This window comes from Streptomyces sp. NPDC008079 (assembly GCF_042957385.1).
In the GTDB taxonomy this organism is placed as follows: Bacteria; Actinomycetota; Actinomycetes; order Streptomycetales; family Streptomycetaceae; genus Actinacidiphila.
Genome location: NZ_JBIBIC010000001.1, coordinates 1,034,831 through 1,050,948, shown reverse-complemented (window position 1 = coordinate 1,050,948; position 16,118 = coordinate 1,034,831). Strand labels below are relative to the sequence as shown.

Annotated in this window: 13 protein-coding genes; 5 read left to right on the top strand and 8 right to left on the bottom strand. The window is 73.3% G+C overall.

What is annotated here, in order from left to right; translation table 11 throughout:
- Positions 1-297: 297 nt before the first annotated feature.
- Positions 298-2,109, bottom strand: coding sequence for a hypothetical protein (locus ACFZAM_RS04575; RefSeq protein WP_391042661.1), 1,812 nt, complete (start codon positions 2,107-2,109; stop codon positions 298-300).
- A 195-nt stretch (positions 2,110-2,304) separates the two neighbouring features.
- Positions 2,305-3,552, bottom strand: coding sequence for a phosphoribosylamine--glycine ligase (gene purD, locus ACFZAM_RS04570; protein ID WP_355336130.1), 1,248 nt, complete (start codon positions 3,550-3,552; stop codon positions 2,305-2,307).
- 236 nt (positions 3,553-3,788) lie between these two features.
- Between purD and ACFZAM_RS04565 the strand changes: the two genes are divergently transcribed.
- The gene (locus ACFZAM_RS04565) at positions 3,789-4,535 is read left to right on the top strand and encodes an SLATT domain-containing protein (protein ID WP_391042658.1); all 747 of its coding nucleotides are present in this window, start codon (positions 3,789-3,791) and stop codon (positions 4,533-4,535) included.
- A 107-nt stretch (positions 4,536-4,642) separates the two neighbouring features.
- Here ACFZAM_RS04565 and ACFZAM_RS04560 read toward each other — a convergent pair whose 3' ends face one another.
- Together ACFZAM_RS04560 and ACFZAM_RS04555 are read right to left on the bottom strand one after the other, a co-directional pair.
- The gene (locus ACFZAM_RS04560) at positions 4,643-5,293 is read right to left on the bottom strand and encodes a hypothetical protein (protein ID WP_188284155.1); all 651 of its coding nucleotides are present in this window, start codon (positions 5,291-5,293) and stop codon (positions 4,643-4,645) included.
- A 53-nt stretch (positions 5,294-5,346) separates the two neighbouring features.
- Positions 5,347-6,033, bottom strand: a complete 687-nt coding sequence (locus ACFZAM_RS04555; RefSeq protein WP_391042656.1) for a GntR family transcriptional regulator — start codon at positions 6,031-6,033, stop codon at positions 5,347-5,349.
- Positions 6,034-6,277: 244 nt separating this feature from the next.
- Between ACFZAM_RS04555 and ACFZAM_RS04550 the strand changes: the two genes are divergently transcribed.
- The gene (locus ACFZAM_RS04550; protein ID WP_391042654.1) at positions 6,278-8,020 is read left to right on the top strand and encodes a protein kinase; all 1,743 of its coding nucleotides are present in this window, start codon (positions 6,278-6,280) and stop codon (positions 8,018-8,020) included.
- Positions 8,021-8,103: 83 nt separating this feature from the next.
- Here ACFZAM_RS04550 and ACFZAM_RS04545 read toward each other — a convergent pair whose 3' ends face one another.
- Positions 8,104-9,387 carry an adenylosuccinate synthase gene (locus tag ACFZAM_RS04545; RefSeq protein ID WP_355336123.1) on the bottom strand — a complete coding sequence of 428 codons (1,284 nt, stop codon included), beginning with the start codon at positions 9,385-9,387 and terminating at the stop codon, positions 8,104-8,106.
- Positions 9,388-9,521: 134 nt separating this feature from the next.
- On the opposite strand from ACFZAM_RS04545, the gene ACFZAM_RS04540 reads away from it, so the two are divergent.
- Positions 9,522-10,367 carry a diacylglycerol kinase family protein gene (locus ACFZAM_RS04540; protein WP_355336121.1) on the top strand — a complete coding sequence of 282 codons (846 nt, stop codon included), beginning with the start codon at positions 9,522-9,524 and terminating at the stop codon, positions 10,365-10,367.
- A 31-nt stretch (positions 10,368-10,398) separates the two neighbouring features.
- Here the strand turns inward: ACFZAM_RS04540 and ACFZAM_RS04535 are convergent, their stop codons facing one another.
- Positions 10,399-10,881: a helix-turn-helix domain-containing protein gene (locus ACFZAM_RS04535; protein WP_355336119.1), complete on the bottom strand. Its 483-nt coding sequence runs from the start codon at positions 10,879-10,881 to the stop codon at positions 10,399-10,401.
- A gap of 101 nt (positions 10,882-10,982) precedes the next feature.
- Here ACFZAM_RS04535 and ACFZAM_RS04530 point away from each other — a divergent pair, with 101 nt between their 5' ends.
- On the top strand, positions 10,983-12,131 hold the full coding sequence (locus tag ACFZAM_RS04530) for an ATP-binding cassette domain-containing protein (protein ID WP_391042650.1): 1,149 nt from the start codon (positions 10,983-10,985) through the stop codon (positions 12,129-12,131).
- Entirely contained in the window at positions 12,128-13,735 is a 1,608-nt protein-coding gene (locus tag ACFZAM_RS04525; protein WP_391042648.1) for an ABC transporter permease, read from the top strand. The genes ACFZAM_RS04530 and ACFZAM_RS04525 overlap by 4 nt, the downstream gene beginning before the upstream one ends.
- A 156-nt stretch (positions 13,736-13,891) precedes the next feature.
- On the opposite strand, the gene ACFZAM_RS04520 is transcribed toward ACFZAM_RS04525, so the two are convergent.
- Complete coding sequence (locus ACFZAM_RS04520) at positions 13,892-15,142, bottom strand: cytochrome P450 (RefSeq protein ID WP_391042646.1); 1,251 nt, start codon at positions 15,140-15,142, stop codon at positions 13,892-13,894.
- Complete coding sequence (locus ACFZAM_RS04515) at positions 15,139-15,972, bottom strand: MBL fold metallo-hydrolase (protein WP_391042643.1); 834 nt, start codon at positions 15,970-15,972, stop codon at positions 15,139-15,141. Before ACFZAM_RS04515 ends, ACFZAM_RS04520 begins: the two co-directional genes overlap by 4 nt.
- Positions 15,973-16,118 lie beyond the last annotated feature (146 nt).

Genomic DNA, 16,118 nt, shown 5'->3' with positions numbered 1-16,118 from the left:
AAGAGGTCGCGCCGCGCGCTCCGAGCGGTCGGGAGCGGGCGGTACGGGCCAGAAGCCGGGCGGGTTCCGCGCCGTGTGGTGCGCCGCGGGGCGGTGCGCGAGGCGGTGCCGGGCGGTGTGCGGTCGTGGCCGAAACGCACCGCCCCCGGACGGCGCTCGCGCGGGGGCGACGTGGCGCTTGTCACATTGGTTGATCATGACGGCGCGTCCGTCGGTTGGTCACGACGGCGCGTCACGTCGGTCGATCACGACGACGGGTCACGCCCGTCGATCACGACGGCGCATTACGTCGGTTGATCACACCAGCCGGATCGGCTTGTCGGGGCGGACGCCGACGGCCCTGAGCCAGGAGCGCAGCGGTGCCGCGTCGCCGTTCTCGACCAGGCGGAGCACCGGCCAGGTGAGATCGGCCCGGCGGGCGCCGCCGACGAGCAGCGTGGGGCCGTCCAGCCAGTCCAGGCCCGCGTCGGCGCCCGCGGTGTCCACGGCGGCGCAGCAGACGACGGCGGTGACGTGGTCGGTCAGCAGCTCACGGCCGGTGCGGGGCGGCAGCAACGGGGAGACGGGCACGGGGGTTTCCTCCGTACCGCCGCCGGTTCCGCCCCCGCTTCCGCCGCCGGTTCCGCCGCCGCCCTTGGCGTTCTCGGCCGTCGCGGCGTGCCGGGCCGCCTCGTCGCGGGCGGCGAGCGCGCCGATCCTGGCGGCCAGCTCCTCGCTGCCGCCACGCGAGAGCCGCTCGATGACGCGGGTGAGGGTGGCGCGGCCCGGCTCGTCGGCGAGCGCGGCGGCGGCCCGTTCCGCCGCCGAGGTGCGGGCGGCGGCGGTCGGCCCGGTCATGGCCCGGTCGCCGAGGAGCAGGCCGCTGCGGCGCCCGCCGCCGATCGCGGCCGGTCCCTCGTCCTCTTCCTCGGCCGCGGCGGCGATGCCGGGCTCCGGCGGCGGCACCTCGTCCAGGACGCGTATCAGCCGGGCGGCCTCGGTGCGCCAGATGCGGTCGACGACCTCGTCCGGATAGCCGTTCCAGCTCACCGGCGCCCAGTCGGGGCCGGGCCGCTGCGGGCCCGCGTGGAAGAGCCGGGCGGCCAGCAGCGAGACGGCCTCGTCCATCGCGCCGGGCTCCTCCAGGAGATCGCAGGCCGGGCGTTCGCCCAGCCGGGTCTCGAAGCCGTCGGCGAGCCGGTCGCGCCGGGACAGCTCGGTGAGCGCGGCGACCACCCCGGCGTCCAGCCGGGACGGCCAGCGGCCCATCCGCCAGGCGGGCAGCGCGACGCGGGTGAGCAGCCGGTCCCAGCCCGCGTAGGCCAGGCCCACCTGTTCCTGGGCGACGATCCGCAGCCCGTAGTCGACGGCCTGCGCGCGCTCGGAGGCGGAGGCGGCGACGCCCCGCTCCATCTCGGCGACATGGACACGGCAGCCGTTCAGCAGCAGCCGGACCGTCCAGCCGAGGACGCCGAACACCGGTCGCAGCAGCACAGTGCCCTCGCGGCCGTGCGCGGCGACTCCGGCCGCCGCGTCGAGGCCGCGCACGAAGCGGCGGGCGGCCGCTATCTCCGGATCGGCGGCGGGTCCCGTGCCCGCGACCACGGGCGCGAGCAGCGCGCGCAGCTCCGCGATCCGCATCCACCACATGAAGGGCGAGCCGATCACCAGCACGGGCGCGGTCCGCCTGCCCTCTTCCCTGGCGGCCTTCCTGGCCTTGCGGCCCGCGGGCCGGTCGGCCCTGCGCTCCTCCAGCCAGCTGTCGCAGTCCGGCGTCAGCTCTATCGCCGACGGCGCGGGCACCTCCATCCGCTCCGCCAGGTCGCGGACCATCCGGTAGAGGTCGGGCGCGGCGGTCTCGGCCACCGGCACCGCGGGACTGACCGCGGGCCTGGCCCGTACGATCACCGCCGCGACGGCCGCCGCGACCAGCAGCACCACCAGCGCGCCACCGGTCATCCCCCAGCGCACACCGTCCCAGCGCGAGCCGATCCGGCCGGTCGCGCCGCCCGCGTGCAGGACGACGGCGACGGCGGCGGGCAGCAGGGCCGCGCCGAGCGCGGCGCCCCGGACCCGGAGCACCGCCAGGGCACGGGAGCGCGCGACCGCCTCACCTGCTTCTCCGGCCATCGGCGACTCACCCCCTGCGCTGTGGTGACCGCCCCGATGGCGGCCTCCCCCCACTGTCGCACCGCCCACGGACATCGCAATGGCCGTACGGCTGATTGCCGCAATGTCCCGCAGTGCGCTTTCGGGGCACCCTAGTTCGGCGCCGGGAAGGAGTCAGCCTTATGGCCGAGTCATCACTCCTTGGAGTGGCTTTGGTCAGAGACCGGCCGCTTTCGCGGCGATGTCCGTACGGTGGTGGCCACCGTCGAGACCGATCCGGTCGACCGCGCGGTAGGCCCGGTCACGGGCCTTGGCGAGGTCGGAACCGGTCGCGGTGACCGACAGCACCCGGCCGCCCGCGCTGACGATCCGCCCGTCGTCCTCCCGGGTGCCCGCGTGCAGGACGTACGCGTGCTCGTCCTTCTCGGCGACGTCCGCGAGCCCGGAGATCGGGTCGCCGGTGCGCGGGGTGTCCGGGTAGTTGTACGAGGCGATGACCACGGTCACCGCCGCGCCGTCGCTCCAGCGCAGCCGCGGGAAGGCGGCGAGCTGCCCGGTGGCCGCGGCCCGCAGCAGTCCGGCCAGCGGCGTCTTGAGCCGGGCGAGTACGACCTGCGTCTCGGGGTCGCCGAAGCGCGCGTTGAACTCGATGACCCGCACACCGCGCGAGGTGATGGCGAGACCGGCGTAGAGCAGGCCCGCGAAGGGCGTGCCGCGGCGGCGCAGCTCGTCCACGGTCGGCTGGAGCACGGTCCGCTCGACCTCGTCGACGAGCTTGGGGTCGGCCCACGGCAGCGGCGAATAGGCGCCCATACCGCCGGTGTTGGGGCCCTCGTCGTCGTCCAGCGCCCGCTTGAAGTCCTGCGCGGGCTGGAGCGGTACGACCGTCTCGCCGTCGGTGACCGCGAACAGCGACACCTCGGGGCCGTCGAGGAACTCCTCGATGACCACCCGGTCGCAGCTCAGCGCGTGCGCGCGGGCGGTGGCCAGGTCGCCGGTGACGACCACGCCCTTGCCCGCCGCGAGCCCGTCGTCCTTGACGACATAGGGCGCGCCGAAAGCGTCGAGCGCCACGTCGACCTCGTCGGCCGTCGTGCAGACGTAACTGCGCGCGGTCGGCACCCCGGCCGCCGCCATCACGTCCTTGGCGAACGCCTTGGAGCCCTCCAGCTCCGCGGCCCGCGCCGACGGGCCGAAGCAGTCGATGCCGCTGGCCCGTACCGCGTCGGCGACCCCGGCGACCAGCGGGGCCTCGGGCCCCACGATCACGAAGTCGGCGCCGAGGGAGACGGCGAGTTCTGCGACGGCCGCGCCGTCGAGGGCGTCGACCTGGTGCAGCTCGGCGACCTCGCCGATTCCGGCGTTGCCGGGCGCGCAGTGCAGCGAGGTGACGTCGGGGTCGAGCGAGAGGGAGCGGCACAGGGCGTGTTCGCGGGCGCCGCCGCCGATGACAAGGACCTTCACGCGCACCAGGGTAGTGGGCCGCGGGGCGGCGGGCCGCCCTCACTCTTTCGAGCGACCGCATTCATCGGCCTATACCTGATCACGCTGCCCGTATGGGCGGATATCCGGAGATCGCTACCCCGCGCTCAGCCGTTCGGCGGTAAGAAGAGTGCTTCACCACCGGGCCGGACATCCGGCGCCGAAAGCCGCATATGAGGTCCACGAGGGGCCCTTGGGGCCATACGAGGGAGCGTGCAGTGAGCCAGCCGGACATGTTTCCCGAGGAAGCACCTCGGGACGAGCCTCAGCGGCGGGCGCTGCACCATCAGCACGAAGACCTGCGGGCGCTGCCGTTCCCGCTCGGCGACTGGGGCGAGCCCGCGGAACGCCTGGCGGAGCTGTACCGCTGGGCCGAGACGGGCGCCGTGCGCACCGCCGACTGGTACCTCGACGACCGTATCCGCAAGCGCCGCGCCGCCCGCGCCCTGCGTCTGGGCGCCGTGCTCTTCGGCACCGCCGGCGCCGCCCTGCCGCTGGTGGAGCTGACCGGCACCGCGGACACCAGCGCGAGCTGGGGCTATCTCGCGCTGCTCCTGGCGGGTGTCTGCCTCGGCACCGACCGCCTCTTCGGCCTGACCTCGGGGTGGATGCGCGACGTCGCCACCGCCCAGGCCGTCCAGCGCCGCCTGGAGTCCCTGCGCTTCGACTGGGCCTCCGAGAGCGTCCGCGAGGTCCTCGGCCCCACCGAGGGCACCGCCGCCGAGGCCGCGGAACGCTGTCTGGCCATCCTGCGCCGCTTCTGCGACGACCTGGCCGACCTCGTCCGGATGGAGACGTCCGACTGGATCGTCGAATTCGGCGGCCACACCTCCGGCGCTCCGCTGCGCACCCAGTCCGCCGCCTGGTGGCCGAGCCGCCAGGAGCCGCCGCCGGGTCCGCGCCTGGCGCACCCGAGCACGCGCCCCAACATGCCGCGCCAACGGCCGCCGGAGAGCCCGAGGTAGCCGGGGGCGGCTCGCCAACTGGCCGGGGTGGCCGGGGGCGGCTCGCCAGGCAGCGCGGTGCGGCTCACCAAGGAGCCCGGTGCAGCTCGCCAAGGAGCCCGGTGCGATTAGCTGAAGACGATCATCGAGCCCTGGCCCAGGCTCCGCGTCGCCGCCGCGTGCAGGCCGAGCCACACGTGGTGTTCCCGCGCGAACGGCCCGTTGCCCACAACCGGTGAGACGGCCGGCTCCTCAAGAGTGGTGTGGTGTTCGGGCGGCGCGGGCGGCAGCGGCGGGTTGGCGGGGTCGATGCCGATGACGGGGGCCACGAATTCGAGTTCGCGCAGCAGCCCGTGACTGGAGCCGAGGGGGCCGCCGCCTTCGAGGAGTTCGTCGTTGACGACGGGCTGGGGGAAGTCGAGGGGGACGTACGCGCCCGCGTGGTCGTAGTGCCAGACCAGGTGCGACCGCTGGGCGGTGGCCTCGAACATCTCCAGGAGCTGTTCGTAGTCGCCGCCGAGGGCGTCGACCGGGGTGACCTCGAGCCCCTGGAGGCTGAGCAGATAGGCGCGGCGCAGGAAGTGCAGGGCGTCGTAGTCGAAGCACGCGATCGGGCCGACGTCGCCCGACAGCCCCGGCATGTAGTTGTAGACGGGGACGGGCGGCTGTCCGGCGTCGTTCAACGCCTTGTCGTATCGGGCGAGTTCCTCGGAGAAGGGGTTTTCCGGGCTGTGGCAGAGCACGTCCACGAGGGGCACCAGCCACAAGTCGCAGGCCACGAACACTCCATCCGGTCGGGGGCGTACAGCCTAAAACGCCCGTGCCGGTCGCGTCATGGCCGGGCGGGGATGAGCTTTTCGATGAGGGCGCTGGTGTGGTCGCTGTGCTCCAGGGTGAGCTGCCGGGCGGTCGCGGTGTCGCGGGCGGCGACGGCGTCCACGAGGGCGACGTGGTCGGACCAGCAGACCCCGGCGGTGTCGTGCAGGGCGCGCAGGTGGGGGACGGCGTAGATCCAGGTCTGGGTGCGCATGCGGTCGAGGAATTCGCAGATGTGCGGGTTGCCGCCGAGGGCGGTCAACTCGCGCCAGAAGCGCAGGTCGCAGCCGATGAGGATGTCGAGGACACCGGAGCGGGCGGCGCGGGCGGCGGCTTCGGCGCGGCGCCGTACGGACGCGATGGCGTCGGGCGGCACGTCGCCCATGCCGACCTCGGCCATCCGCCGGAAGGACGCCTCGACGACGAAGAGCCGCGCTTCGGTGAGGGTGCGGAAGTCCTGCGCGGTGAAACGGCGGACCTGGAAGCCGCGGTGCTGCTCGACTTCGAGCAGTCCCTGTGCCGCGAGGTCGACCAGGGCCTCGCGGACGGGGGTCGCGGAGACGCCGTACAGCTCGGCGATCTCCTTGACGGTGAAGTGGCGGCCGGCCTGGAGCCGTCCGGTCAGCACCTCGTCGCGCAGGGCGTCGGCGATCTGCTGGCGCAGACTGCTGCGCCGCACAGGCGATACGCCGCCGTCCGGCATGCCGTCTCCTTCGTCGTCCTTGTGCGTCGCGCGCGCCCACGTACTCCGGTGATTCGTACGTTCGTACGCGCGGGTGACTGCCGCACACGATATGCGAAGCCCGTACGCGTATGCGCGGCGAGCGGAACGGGGAACACCTCTGACCCCCTGCCGTTCATACGCTTATTCTTCGCCGTACGGGTGGGCGGCGGCGCGGTGCCGGGACGGAGCCGCACAGTGCGGAGCGGGACGGGGAAGAGCGACGATGGACGAGCTGAGGTCCGGCGATCCGCGGTCGATCGGCGCGTACCGCCTCCTGGGCAGGCTCGGGGTGGGCGGGATGGGCATCGTCTACCTGGCGCGTTCCGAGCGCGGGCGCACGGTGGCGGTGAAGCTGGTCCGCGACGAACTGGCGTCCCAGGAGGAGTTCCGCACCCGTTTCCGCCGTGAGGTGCAGGCCGCGCGCCGGGTGGGCGGGAAGTGGACCGCGCCGGTGCTGGACGCCGACACCGACGCCGAGGTCCCGTGGGTGGCGACCGGTTATGTGGCGGGGCCCTCGCTCAGCCAGGTGGTCAAGGAGTACGGTCCGCTGCCGGAGCGTTCGGTGCGGGTGCTCGCCTCCGGGCTCGCGCACGCGCTGCGCGACATCCACGCCGCCGGTCTGGTGCACCGCGATCTCAAACCCTCGAACGTGATGATCACCATCGACGGTCCCCGGGTGATCGACTTCGGGATCGCGCGCGCCCTGGAGACGGTCGTCGACGGCGGCTCCCTCACCTATACCGGCGCCATGGTGGGCTCCCCCGGTTTCATGTCGCCCGAGCAGGTGCGCGGCGACCGGGTGACGCCCGCCTGCGACATCTTCTGCCTCGGTTCGGTACTGGCCTACGCGTCGACCGGTCTCCAGCCGTTCGGCGCGGCGGCCAGCGGTGTGCACGCCCAGATGTTCCGGATCGTGCAGGAGCCGCCCGACCTGGACGAAGTGCCCGACGGGTTGCGCGAGTTGGTGGCCGCCTGTCTGGTGAAGGAGCCCGAGGAGCGGCCCTCGCTGGCGCGGGTGCTGGAGCGGCTGGGCGAGGCGGACGGCGGGAGCGACGACAGCGCGGCGCAGGACTCGACCGCCGAGCCGTGGCTGTCCGGCGCGATCGTGGCGCAGCTCGGACGGCACGCGGTGCGGCTGTTGGAGGTGGAGGCGGCGGCGGAGTCCCCCACGCCCACGGAGCTGGACGTGGGGGTCGTGGCCGCGGGCGGACCGGGCGCCCCCACGCCGACACGGGCGGACCCCGGCCACCTCTCGGACACCGGCGCGCGCACCGACGGCGCGACCCCGGTCAGGCAACCGCCGCCGACCGCGTACTCACCGACCTACGGCTCGTACGCGCCCCCGGCCGGTGCGGCACCGGCCGGTCCGACGCCGCCCCCGCCGACGTACACGCAACCTCCGCCGGCAGGGCCGGACGCGGGCGGGCCGCGCAAGACGCGGCGCGGGCCGCTGATCGCGGCGATCGTCGCCCTGGTGGTCGTCGCGGGCGGCGTGACGGCGTACATCGCGGGCCAGGGGGGCACGAAGAACACGGCCGATCCGGACCCCGGTGTGAGCACACCCACCGGTCCGACGTCCCCGCCGGTCTCGGGTCCCGCGCGGACGTCGCCGGGCCAGGCGGACCCCGCGAACGCGGCGGTGCCCAGCGGCATGGTCGGCACCTGGCGGACCTCCTTCACCAGTGACGACGCGGGCGACAACACCCGGACGCTGACGGTGAAGGCGGACGGCTCCGTGGAGCTGTCGGGCGACAGCGCCTCCTACGCCTGCTTCTGGTCCATGCACGTCGTCTCGGTGGGCCCGCCGGTCGAGTTGAGCCCGTCGCAGGTGGTGACGGGGAAGCCCGCGTCCTCGTGCAGCCCCGGCGACGGCACCACGCTCACCCTGGTGGACGACACCCATCTGCGCCGCGACAACCTCGACACGAGCAAGGCGCCGCTGACGTACACCAAGGTCGACCAGTGACCGCGTACGGACACAGGTAAGCCCCGCTCACCTGGGTGGGCGGGGCTTACCTGTGGAACCGGGGCCTGGGGCCTGGGGCCGTTCTAGAGGAACGAGTTGATCTCGATCGTCTCGGTACGGCCGGGGCCGACGCCGATCGCGGAGATCGGGGCGCCCGACATCTCCTCCAGCGCCTTCACGTACGCCTGCGCGTTCTTCGGCAGGTCGGAGAGCGACTTGGCCTTGCTGATGTCCTCCGTCCAGCCGGGCAGGTACTCGTAGACCGGCTTGGCGTGGTGGAAGTCGGACTGGCTGTAGGGCAGTTCCTCGACCCGGCGGCCGTCGATCTCGTACGCGACGCAGACCGGGATCTGCTCCCAGCCGGTGAGGATGTCCAGCTTGGTGAGGAAGAAGTCGGTGAGGCCGTTGACCCGGGTCGCGTAACGGGCGATGACCGCGTCGAACCAGCCGCAGCGCCGGTTGCGCCCGGTGGTGACGCCGAACTCGTGGCCCACGGTGCGCAGTCGCTCGCCGTCCGCGTCGAACAGCTCGGTGGGGAACGGCCCGGAGCCCACACGCGTGGTGTAGGCCTTGAGGATGCCGATCACCCGGCTGATCTTCGTGGGGCCGATACCGCTGCCGGTGCAGGCGCCGCCGGACGTCGGGTTGGACGACGTGACGAAGGGGTACGTGCCGTGGTCGACGTCGAGGAGCGTGCCCTGGCCGCCCTCCATCAGGACGACCTTGCCCTCGTCGAGCGCGTTGTTGAGGATCAGGGTCGTGTCGGCGACGTAGCTCCTGATCTGCTCCGCGTAGCCGAGGTACTCCTCGACGACCTGGGCGGTGCTGATCGCGCGCCGGTTGAAGAGCTTGACCAGCACCTGGTTCTTCTCGCTGAGCGCCGCGTCGACCTTCTGCTGGAGGATCGATTCGTCGAACAGGTCCTGGATGCGGATGCCCACCCGGTTGATCTTGTCGGCGTAGGCCGGGCCGATGCCGCGCCCGGTGGTGCCGATCTTGCGGTTGCCGAGGAACCGCTCCGTCACCTTGTCGATGGTCTGGTGATACGGCGTGATCAGGTGCGCGTTACCGCTGATCAGGAGCTTGGACGTGTCGACACCGCGCTCGTTCAGCCCGCTCAGCTCGGAGAGCAGGACCGCCGGGTCGACGACGACACCGTTCCCAATGACCGGGGTGCACCCCGGTGACAGGATTCCGGAGGGGAGGAGATGCAGTGCGTACTTCTGGTCGCCGACGACGACCGTGTGGCCGGCGTTGTTGCCGCCCTGGTATCGCACCACATAGTCCACGGAGCCACCGAGCAGGTCGGTGGCCTTCCCCTTGCCCTCGTCACCCCACTGAGCACCGAGCAGCACAAGTGCGGGCACAGGCGTACACCCCTTCCGGGCGGGGCATGTCCAACGTGCAGAGAGCCGTCGAACCTGCCCCGGAATAGACGAAGCCCCTGACGCAAAGGCGCAAGGGGCTCTTGCACCGAGATTTTACCTGAGGAAGGACCAAGGTGTCGGCCGTGTCTCCTGGGCATCCTCCCCCGGACTCCGACCGGGGGCACCCCCTGCTCCTGGTCATCGACCCCGCGGCACGCGCGGTCGACGGCGAATCCGTGCGGATCGCCAAAGATGTCCTGTGCGCGGGCGCGTACTCCGTAAAAGTTTGCGTCCCGGATTCCGCGGAGGAGGCGGAGCGCGCGCTGGCGCACCGCGGTCGCCGTCACCCTGTGGTGCTCGGCGACGACGCGGCGCTGCTGCGGATGGTGCGCGCGCTGCACCGCGACCGCACGCTCGGGGAGGCGCCGGTCGCGCTGGTGCCGATCGGGCCGCGGTCCGCGCTGGCCCGCGGCCTCGGGGTGCCGGGCCAGGTGCTGGCGGCCGCGCGGGCGGTGCTCGACGGCGTCGAGCGGGAGCTCGACCTGCTGGTCGACGAGAGCGGCGGGATCGTGCTCGGCACGCTGAGCATCCCGTGCGGCACCCCGGTCTCGCAGACCGCCGCGCACTGGTGGACGCCGGTCGAGAAGACCGCCCGCTCCCTGGTCCGCACCCTCACCGCGCCGATCCCGGTCAACGGTCAGCAGCCGCGGCAACGGCTGCGCGTGGAGGCCGACGGTGTGCTGCTGGCCGATCTGGACCAGCCGGTGCAGGAGATCTCGGTCCGCACCTCGCCGTCGGGCGTGGCGGAGGTCTTCGTCCGCCGTACGGAGGGCGCGGAGCACGTACGCGCGCAGGCGCGGACCATCACCGTCTCGGGCCGGGACTTCCGCTACCGCGCGGACTCCGCCGTCACCGGGCCGGTGCGCAGCCGTACGTGGACGGTGGAGCGGTCGGCGTGGCGGCTGACGGTGCCGCGCTGAGGGCGGCAGGAGCGTTTCAGCGGGCCGCGCGTCACATCGTGGCCTTGTGCTCCCGCCAGCGGTCCATCATCGCGCCGAGCTCCCTTTGCAGGAAGTCGAAGAAGGCGGCGGTCTCGGCGAGCCGCTGACCCGCGTCCGTCTCCTCGCCGACGGTGTCTATTCCGGTGCGCAAGGTGTTCTCCCAGCGGGCGAGGACGCCGCTGCGGCTGGTGAACGTCTCGTACCACTGGTCGTGGTGCACCCGGTACAGCTCGCGGCGCGAGCCGGGGTCGCGCTCGCGGTGCACCATGCCGACCTGGGCGAGGTAGCGCACGGCGCCGGAGACCGCGGCCGGGCTGACCTGGAGCCTTTCGCTCAGCTCGGCGGAGCTGAGCGCGCCGTTCTCGGACACGAGCAGCGCGGAGAAGACCCGGGCGGCCATCCGCTGCATTCCGGCCTCGACCATCTCGGCGGCGAAGCGCTCGATGAAGGTCAGCACCTCCGCAGGTCTCTCTTCGTCCCGCGGGTCCGCCATGGCCGCCGCCTCCCTCGTCCGATCCGATCACGTCACGCTGAGTGAAGTTTATCCGCTTCGTCATCTTCACAAATTTCTGAATGTACTGTAGCTTCACAAGCATGACGGACGCAATCATGGTGGCCGGGCTCCACAAGACCTTCGGCCGCACACACGCACTCGACGGACTCGACCTGTCCGTCCGCACCGGCGAGGTGCACGGCTTCCTGGGTCCCAACGGGGCGGGGAAGTCCACCACGATCCGCGTCCTGCTCGGCCTGATCAGAGCCGACGGCGGCGAGGCCCGGCTGCTCGGCGGCGACCCGTGGCGGGACGCGGTGGCCCTGCACCGGCGGATCGCCTACGTGCCGGGCGATGTCACGCTGTGGCCCAATCTCAGCGGCGGCGAGATCATCGACCTCTTCGGCAGACTGCGCGGCGGAGGCGGCGGAGGCGCTGTGCGCGGCCGGTGGCGCGGGCGCGGGCGCGGGGAGACCGGCGAGCGGGCCGACGGCGGTGCCGCGAGCCGGAAACAGGAACTGCTCGACCGGTTCGAGCTGGATCCGACGAAGAAGGGCGGCGCGTATTCGAAGGGCAACCGGCAGAAGGTCGCCCTGGTCGCCGCCTTCGCCTCGGACGCCGACCTGCTGATCCTGGACGAGCCGACCTCGGGACTCGACCCGCTGATGGAAGAGGTCTTCCAGGGCTGCGTGGAGCAGGCCAGGGACCGCGGGGCGACCGTGCTGCTGTCCAGCCACATCCTCAGCGAGGTCGAGGCGCTCTGCGACCGGGTCAGCATCATCCGCCAGGGCCGCACCGTGGAGACCGGCGCCCTCGGCGAGCTGCGCCATCTGACCCGCACCAGCGTCACCGCGGAACTGGCCGCCCCACCGCGCGGCCTCGACGAACTGCCCGGCGTGCACGACGTGGACGTCAGCGGGCACCACGTCACCCTCCAGGCCGACACCGACAAGCTCGACGCCCTGCTGCGCGCCCTCGCCGACACCGGCGTCCGCAGCCTCACCAGCCGCCCGCCCACCCTGGAGGAGCTGTTCCGCAGGCACTACGAGGACCCGGACGCCGACGGTCACGCGTCGGCTGCCGAGGGCCGGGCCGGTACGCCGTCCGGACCCGGCGGGACGACCGCGACCGGTACGCCCGCATCCGGACCCGACGGGACGACCGCATCCGGTACGCCGTCCGGACCCGACAGACCGTCCGCATCCGGTACGCCGTCCGCGACCGGTCCGCGTAAGGCGACGCCCCGATGAGCGGCTTCGCGGGCACCGGCGCCCTCACCCAACTGGCTCTGCGCCGCGACCGGCTGATGATCCCGGCCTGGCTGTACGTGCTGGCCGCGTCCGTCATCGGTACCGCCGCCTCCTTCCGCACGCTCTACGGCGACCAGGCCGAACGCGCGGACCTCGCGCGCAGCACCAACGCCAGCGCGCCGCTGCGCGCGCTCTTCGGACCCATCTACGACTGGGACACGATCGGCGCGCTCACCGGCTGGCGGATGGGCGTGCTCGGCGCGTCCCTCACCGGGCTGATGAGCATGCTGATCGTCGTCCGGCACACCCGTGAGGAAGAGGAGACCGGCCGCCAGGAAATGCTCGGCGCGACCATGGTCGACCGCCGGGCCCCGCTCACCGCCGCCCTGTCGGCCGCCGCGACCGCCGACGTCGCCATCGCCCTGGTCGTCCTGTGCGGCATGACCGTGCTCGGCCAGAGCCTGACGGGCTCGGTCGCGCTCGCCCTCGCCCTCGCGGTCGGCGGCATGATGTTCGCCGGGGTCGCCGCGGTGACCGCCCAGGTCACCGAGACCGCGCGGCTCGCCAAGGGTGTCGCGGGAGCCGTGCTCGGCGGCGCCTTCCTGCTGCGCGCCGCCGGGGACGCCGCGACCACCGACTCCTCCTCGCCCCTGGTGTGGATCTCGCCGCTGGGCTGGCTCGAACACCTCCATCCGTACGCCGACGAGGCGTGGTGGGTGCTGCTGCCCGCCGCCGCCTTCGCCGTACTGACCTGCGGCGCCGCGTACGCGCTGGTCGCCCGCCGGGACACCGGGGCCGGTCTGCTGCCCGCCCGTCCGGGACCCGCGCGGGCGGCCCGCTCGCTCAACGGACCCCTCGCCCTGGCCTGGCGATTGCAGCGCGGCACCCTGTACGCGTGGGCCGCGGGCCTGGCGGTCGCGGGCGGGGTCTACGGCTCGGTCACCGACTCCGTCGGGGACCTGATCGGCGGCAACGGCCAGGTGGACGACATCTTCCAGCGGATGGGCGGCCACCAGGGCCTGACCGACGCGTTCCTGTCGACCGCGATGGGCCTGCTCGGCATCATGGCCGCCGTCTTCGCCGTGCAGAGCGTGCTGCGGCTGCGCACCGAGGAGACCGGGCAGGGCGCGGAGGCCGTGCTCGCCCAGTCGGTCGGCAGGGTGCGCTGGGCCGCGAGCCACCTCGTCCACGCGCTGCTCGGCACGGTCGTCCTGCTGGCCACCGGCGGCCTGCTGATGGGCCTGGCCTACGGCGGCGCCATCGACGACATCGGCGGGCAGGTCCCCCGGCTGATCGGGGCGGCCGTCGCGCAGGCGCCCGCCGTGTGGGTGCTGATCGGGCTCGGCACCCTGCTGTTCGGCCTGCTGCCGAGGGCGTCCACGGCCGCCTGGGGCCTGCTCGGGCTCTTCGTGATGATGGGCCAGCTCGGCCCGGTGCTGCGGCTGCCGCAGCCCCTGCTCGACCTGTCGCCGTTCACCCACGTGCCGAAGCTGCCCGGCGGCGATATCACCGCGACGCCGTACGCCTGGCTGATACTCGTGGCCGCCGGGACCCTCGCGGCCGGCCTGGCCGGGCTGCGCCGCCGCGACCTCGTCACCGGCTGACCCGCGGCGATCCGCGCAGGGGGCCGTGCGCGCGGGCCCGCCGTACGGTCCCGCGCGCGGCTGCCCGTACGGTCCTGCGCCCGTCCGCCCGTCCGCCCGTCCGCCCCACGGCCCTGCGCGCGTCCGCCCCACGGCCCTGCGCGCGGTCCCGCGCCGTCACCAGGTGACCAGCAGCTCCTCCGGTCCGCGGATCACATAGCCGGGGCTCCAGGCGGGCTCGGCGACCAGCCGCAGGCCGGGCGCCTGGCGCAGGAAGGTGCCGAAGGACGCGCCGAGTTCGAGGCGGGCCAGCGGGGCGCCGAGGCAGTAGTGGATGCCCGCGCCGAAGCTGACATGGCGGTTGTCGGCGGCGGGGCGGGTGACGTCGAAGCGGTCGGGGTCGGTGAAGCGGGCCGGGTCGCGGTTGGCGGAGCCGAAGAGCAGGGCGACCTCGGAACCGCGCGGGATGACCGTGCCGCCGACCTCGATGTCGTCCAGCACCCAGCGTTCGAACATCTGCAAGGGGGTGTCGTAGCGCAGCATCTCGTCCACGCCGTCCCGCAGCCGCTCGGGGGCGTCGTAGAGGAGTTGGAGCTGGTCGGGGTGGTGGAAGAGGGTGAGCCAGCCGATGGTGGTGGTGTTGACCGTGGCCTCGTGGCCCGCGTTCAGCAGCAGCACGATGGTGGAGATCATCTCCTGCTCGCTGAGCACGTCCCCGTCCTCGCGGGCCGCGATCAGCGCGCTGATCAGGTCCTCGCCGGGGTCGGTGCGCCGGGCGGCGATGAGTTCGTGCAGATACGCGGAGAACTCCTCGCTGGCGGTGACCGCGCGGCGGGCGCTCTCCTCGGTGGGGTTCAGCTCGAACATCCCGGTGATCGCCGCCGACCAGGGCCGCAGCAGACCGCGGTCGGCGGCCGGGATGCCCAGCATCTCGGCGATGACCGCGACCGGCAGCGGCTCGGCGACCCGGGAGAGCAGGTCGCCGCCGCCGTCGGCGTGCAGGGAGGTGATGAGTCCGGCGGCCAGGCGCTCGACGGTGGGGGCCAGATTCTCCACCGTGCACGGGGTGAAGGCCTTGGCGACCAGGCGGCGGATGCGGGAGTGCGCGGGGGCTTCGAGATCCAGCATCCCGTTGCCGTTGAGCGTGGTGAACGGCTCGTGCTCGGCGGGCGGCGCCTCGCGGCCGAACTCCTCGTGGGTGAAGCGGTGCAGGTAGGTGCGGCCCAGACGGCGGTCGCGCAGCAGGGCGTTGACGTCGTCGTAGTGCGGGATGAGCCACTGCCTGGTCGGCTCGAACCAGTGCGCGCGGCCGGCCGCGCGCAGGGCCTCGTAGGCCGGGTAGGGGTCGGCGACGAAGGAGGGCGACCAGGGCTCGAAGGCGGGTCCGGGCGAAGGGGCGGCGGGTGATGCCGGAGGGGTGGGTGTCATGGCAGATCGATGAGTCCGTGTTCGCGTAGGTAGGCCAGCTGGGCCTGGACGGAGAGCTCGGCGGCGGGCCACAGGGAGCGGTCGACGTCGGCGTAGACGTGGGCGACGACGTCGGCGGCGGTGAGCAGCCCCGACTCGACGGCGGTCTCGACCTGGGCGAGCCGGTGCGCGCGGTGGGCGAGGTAGTACTCGACGGCGCCGCGGGCGTCGGTGAGCACGGGGCCGTGCCCGGGCAGCACGGTGTCCACCCCGCCGTCGACCGTCAGGGCCTGGAGCCGCCGCAGCGAGTCCAGGTAGTCGCCGAGCCGCCCGTCGGGGTGCGCGACCACGGTGGTGCCGCGGCCCAGCACGGTGTCGCCGGTCAGGACGGCGCCGTCGGCCGGGAGGTGGAAGGAGAGCGAGTCGGCGGTGTGGCCGGGTGTGGAGACGACCTGGAGTTCCAGGCCGCCGGTGGTGACGGTGTCGCCCGCGGCCAGGCCCTCGTCGCCGAGCCGCAGCGCCGGGTCCAGGGCCCGTACGCGGGTGCCGGTCAGTTCGGCGAAGCGGGCCGCGCCCTCCGCGTGGTCGGGGTGGCCGTGGGTGAGCAGGGTGAGGGCGACGCGCTTGCCCGCCCGCTCGGCGACCTCCACCACGTGGGCGAGGTGGCCCTCGTCCAGCGGGCCGGGGTCGATGACGACGGCCAGCGGTGAGTCGGGTTCGGCCACGATCCAGGTGTTGGTGCCGTCCAGGGTCATCGCCGAGGGGTTGGGCGCCAGCACGCACAGGGCGCGGGCGGTGGCCCGACCGCCGATGGTGGCCCGCGGCTCGCCGGGCGGCTTCGCGGCGGTCATCGGCCCGCTCCCTCGTCCTGGGCCCGGTCCGGGTCCTCGCTCCGCACCGCGTCCTGAGCCCGGTCCTGGTCCTGAGCCCGGTCCTGGCCCTGGTCCTGAGGCCGGTCCTGGTCCTGGTCCTGGTCCTGAGTCTGGCCCTGGCCCCG

Coding starts and splice junctions, on each gene's coding strand:
- ACFZAM_RS04575 (WP_391042661.1), bottom strand. CDS start 2,109: ATGGCCGGAGAAGCAGGTGAGGCGGTCGCGCGCTCCCGTGCCCTGGCG.
- ACFZAM_RS04555 (WP_391042656.1), bottom strand. CDS start 6,033: ATGCCGGACGGCGGCGTATCGCCTGTGCGGCGCAGCAGTCTGCGCCAG.
- ACFZAM_RS04550 (WP_391042654.1), top strand. CDS start 6,278: ATGGACGAGCTGAGGTCCGGCGATCCGCGGTCGATCGGCGCGTACCGC.
- ACFZAM_RS04535 (WP_355336119.1), bottom strand. CDS start 10,881: ATGGCGGACCCGCGGGACGAAGAGAGACCTGCGGAGGTGCTGACCTTC.
- ACFZAM_RS04530 (WP_391042650.1), top strand. CDS start 10,983: ATGACGGACGCAATCATGGTGGCCGGGCTCCACAAGACCTTCGGCCGC.
- ACFZAM_RS04525 (WP_391042648.1), top strand. CDS start 12,128: ATGAGCGGCTTCGCGGGCACCGGCGCCCTCACCCAACTGGCTCTGCGC.
- ACFZAM_RS04520 (WP_391042646.1), bottom strand. CDS start 15,142: ATGACACCCACCCCTCCGGCATCACCCGCCGCCCCTTCGCCCGGACCC.
- ACFZAM_RS04515 (WP_391042643.1), bottom strand. CDS start 15,972: ATGACCGCCGCGAAGCCGCCCGGCGAGCCGCGGGCCACCATCGGCGGT.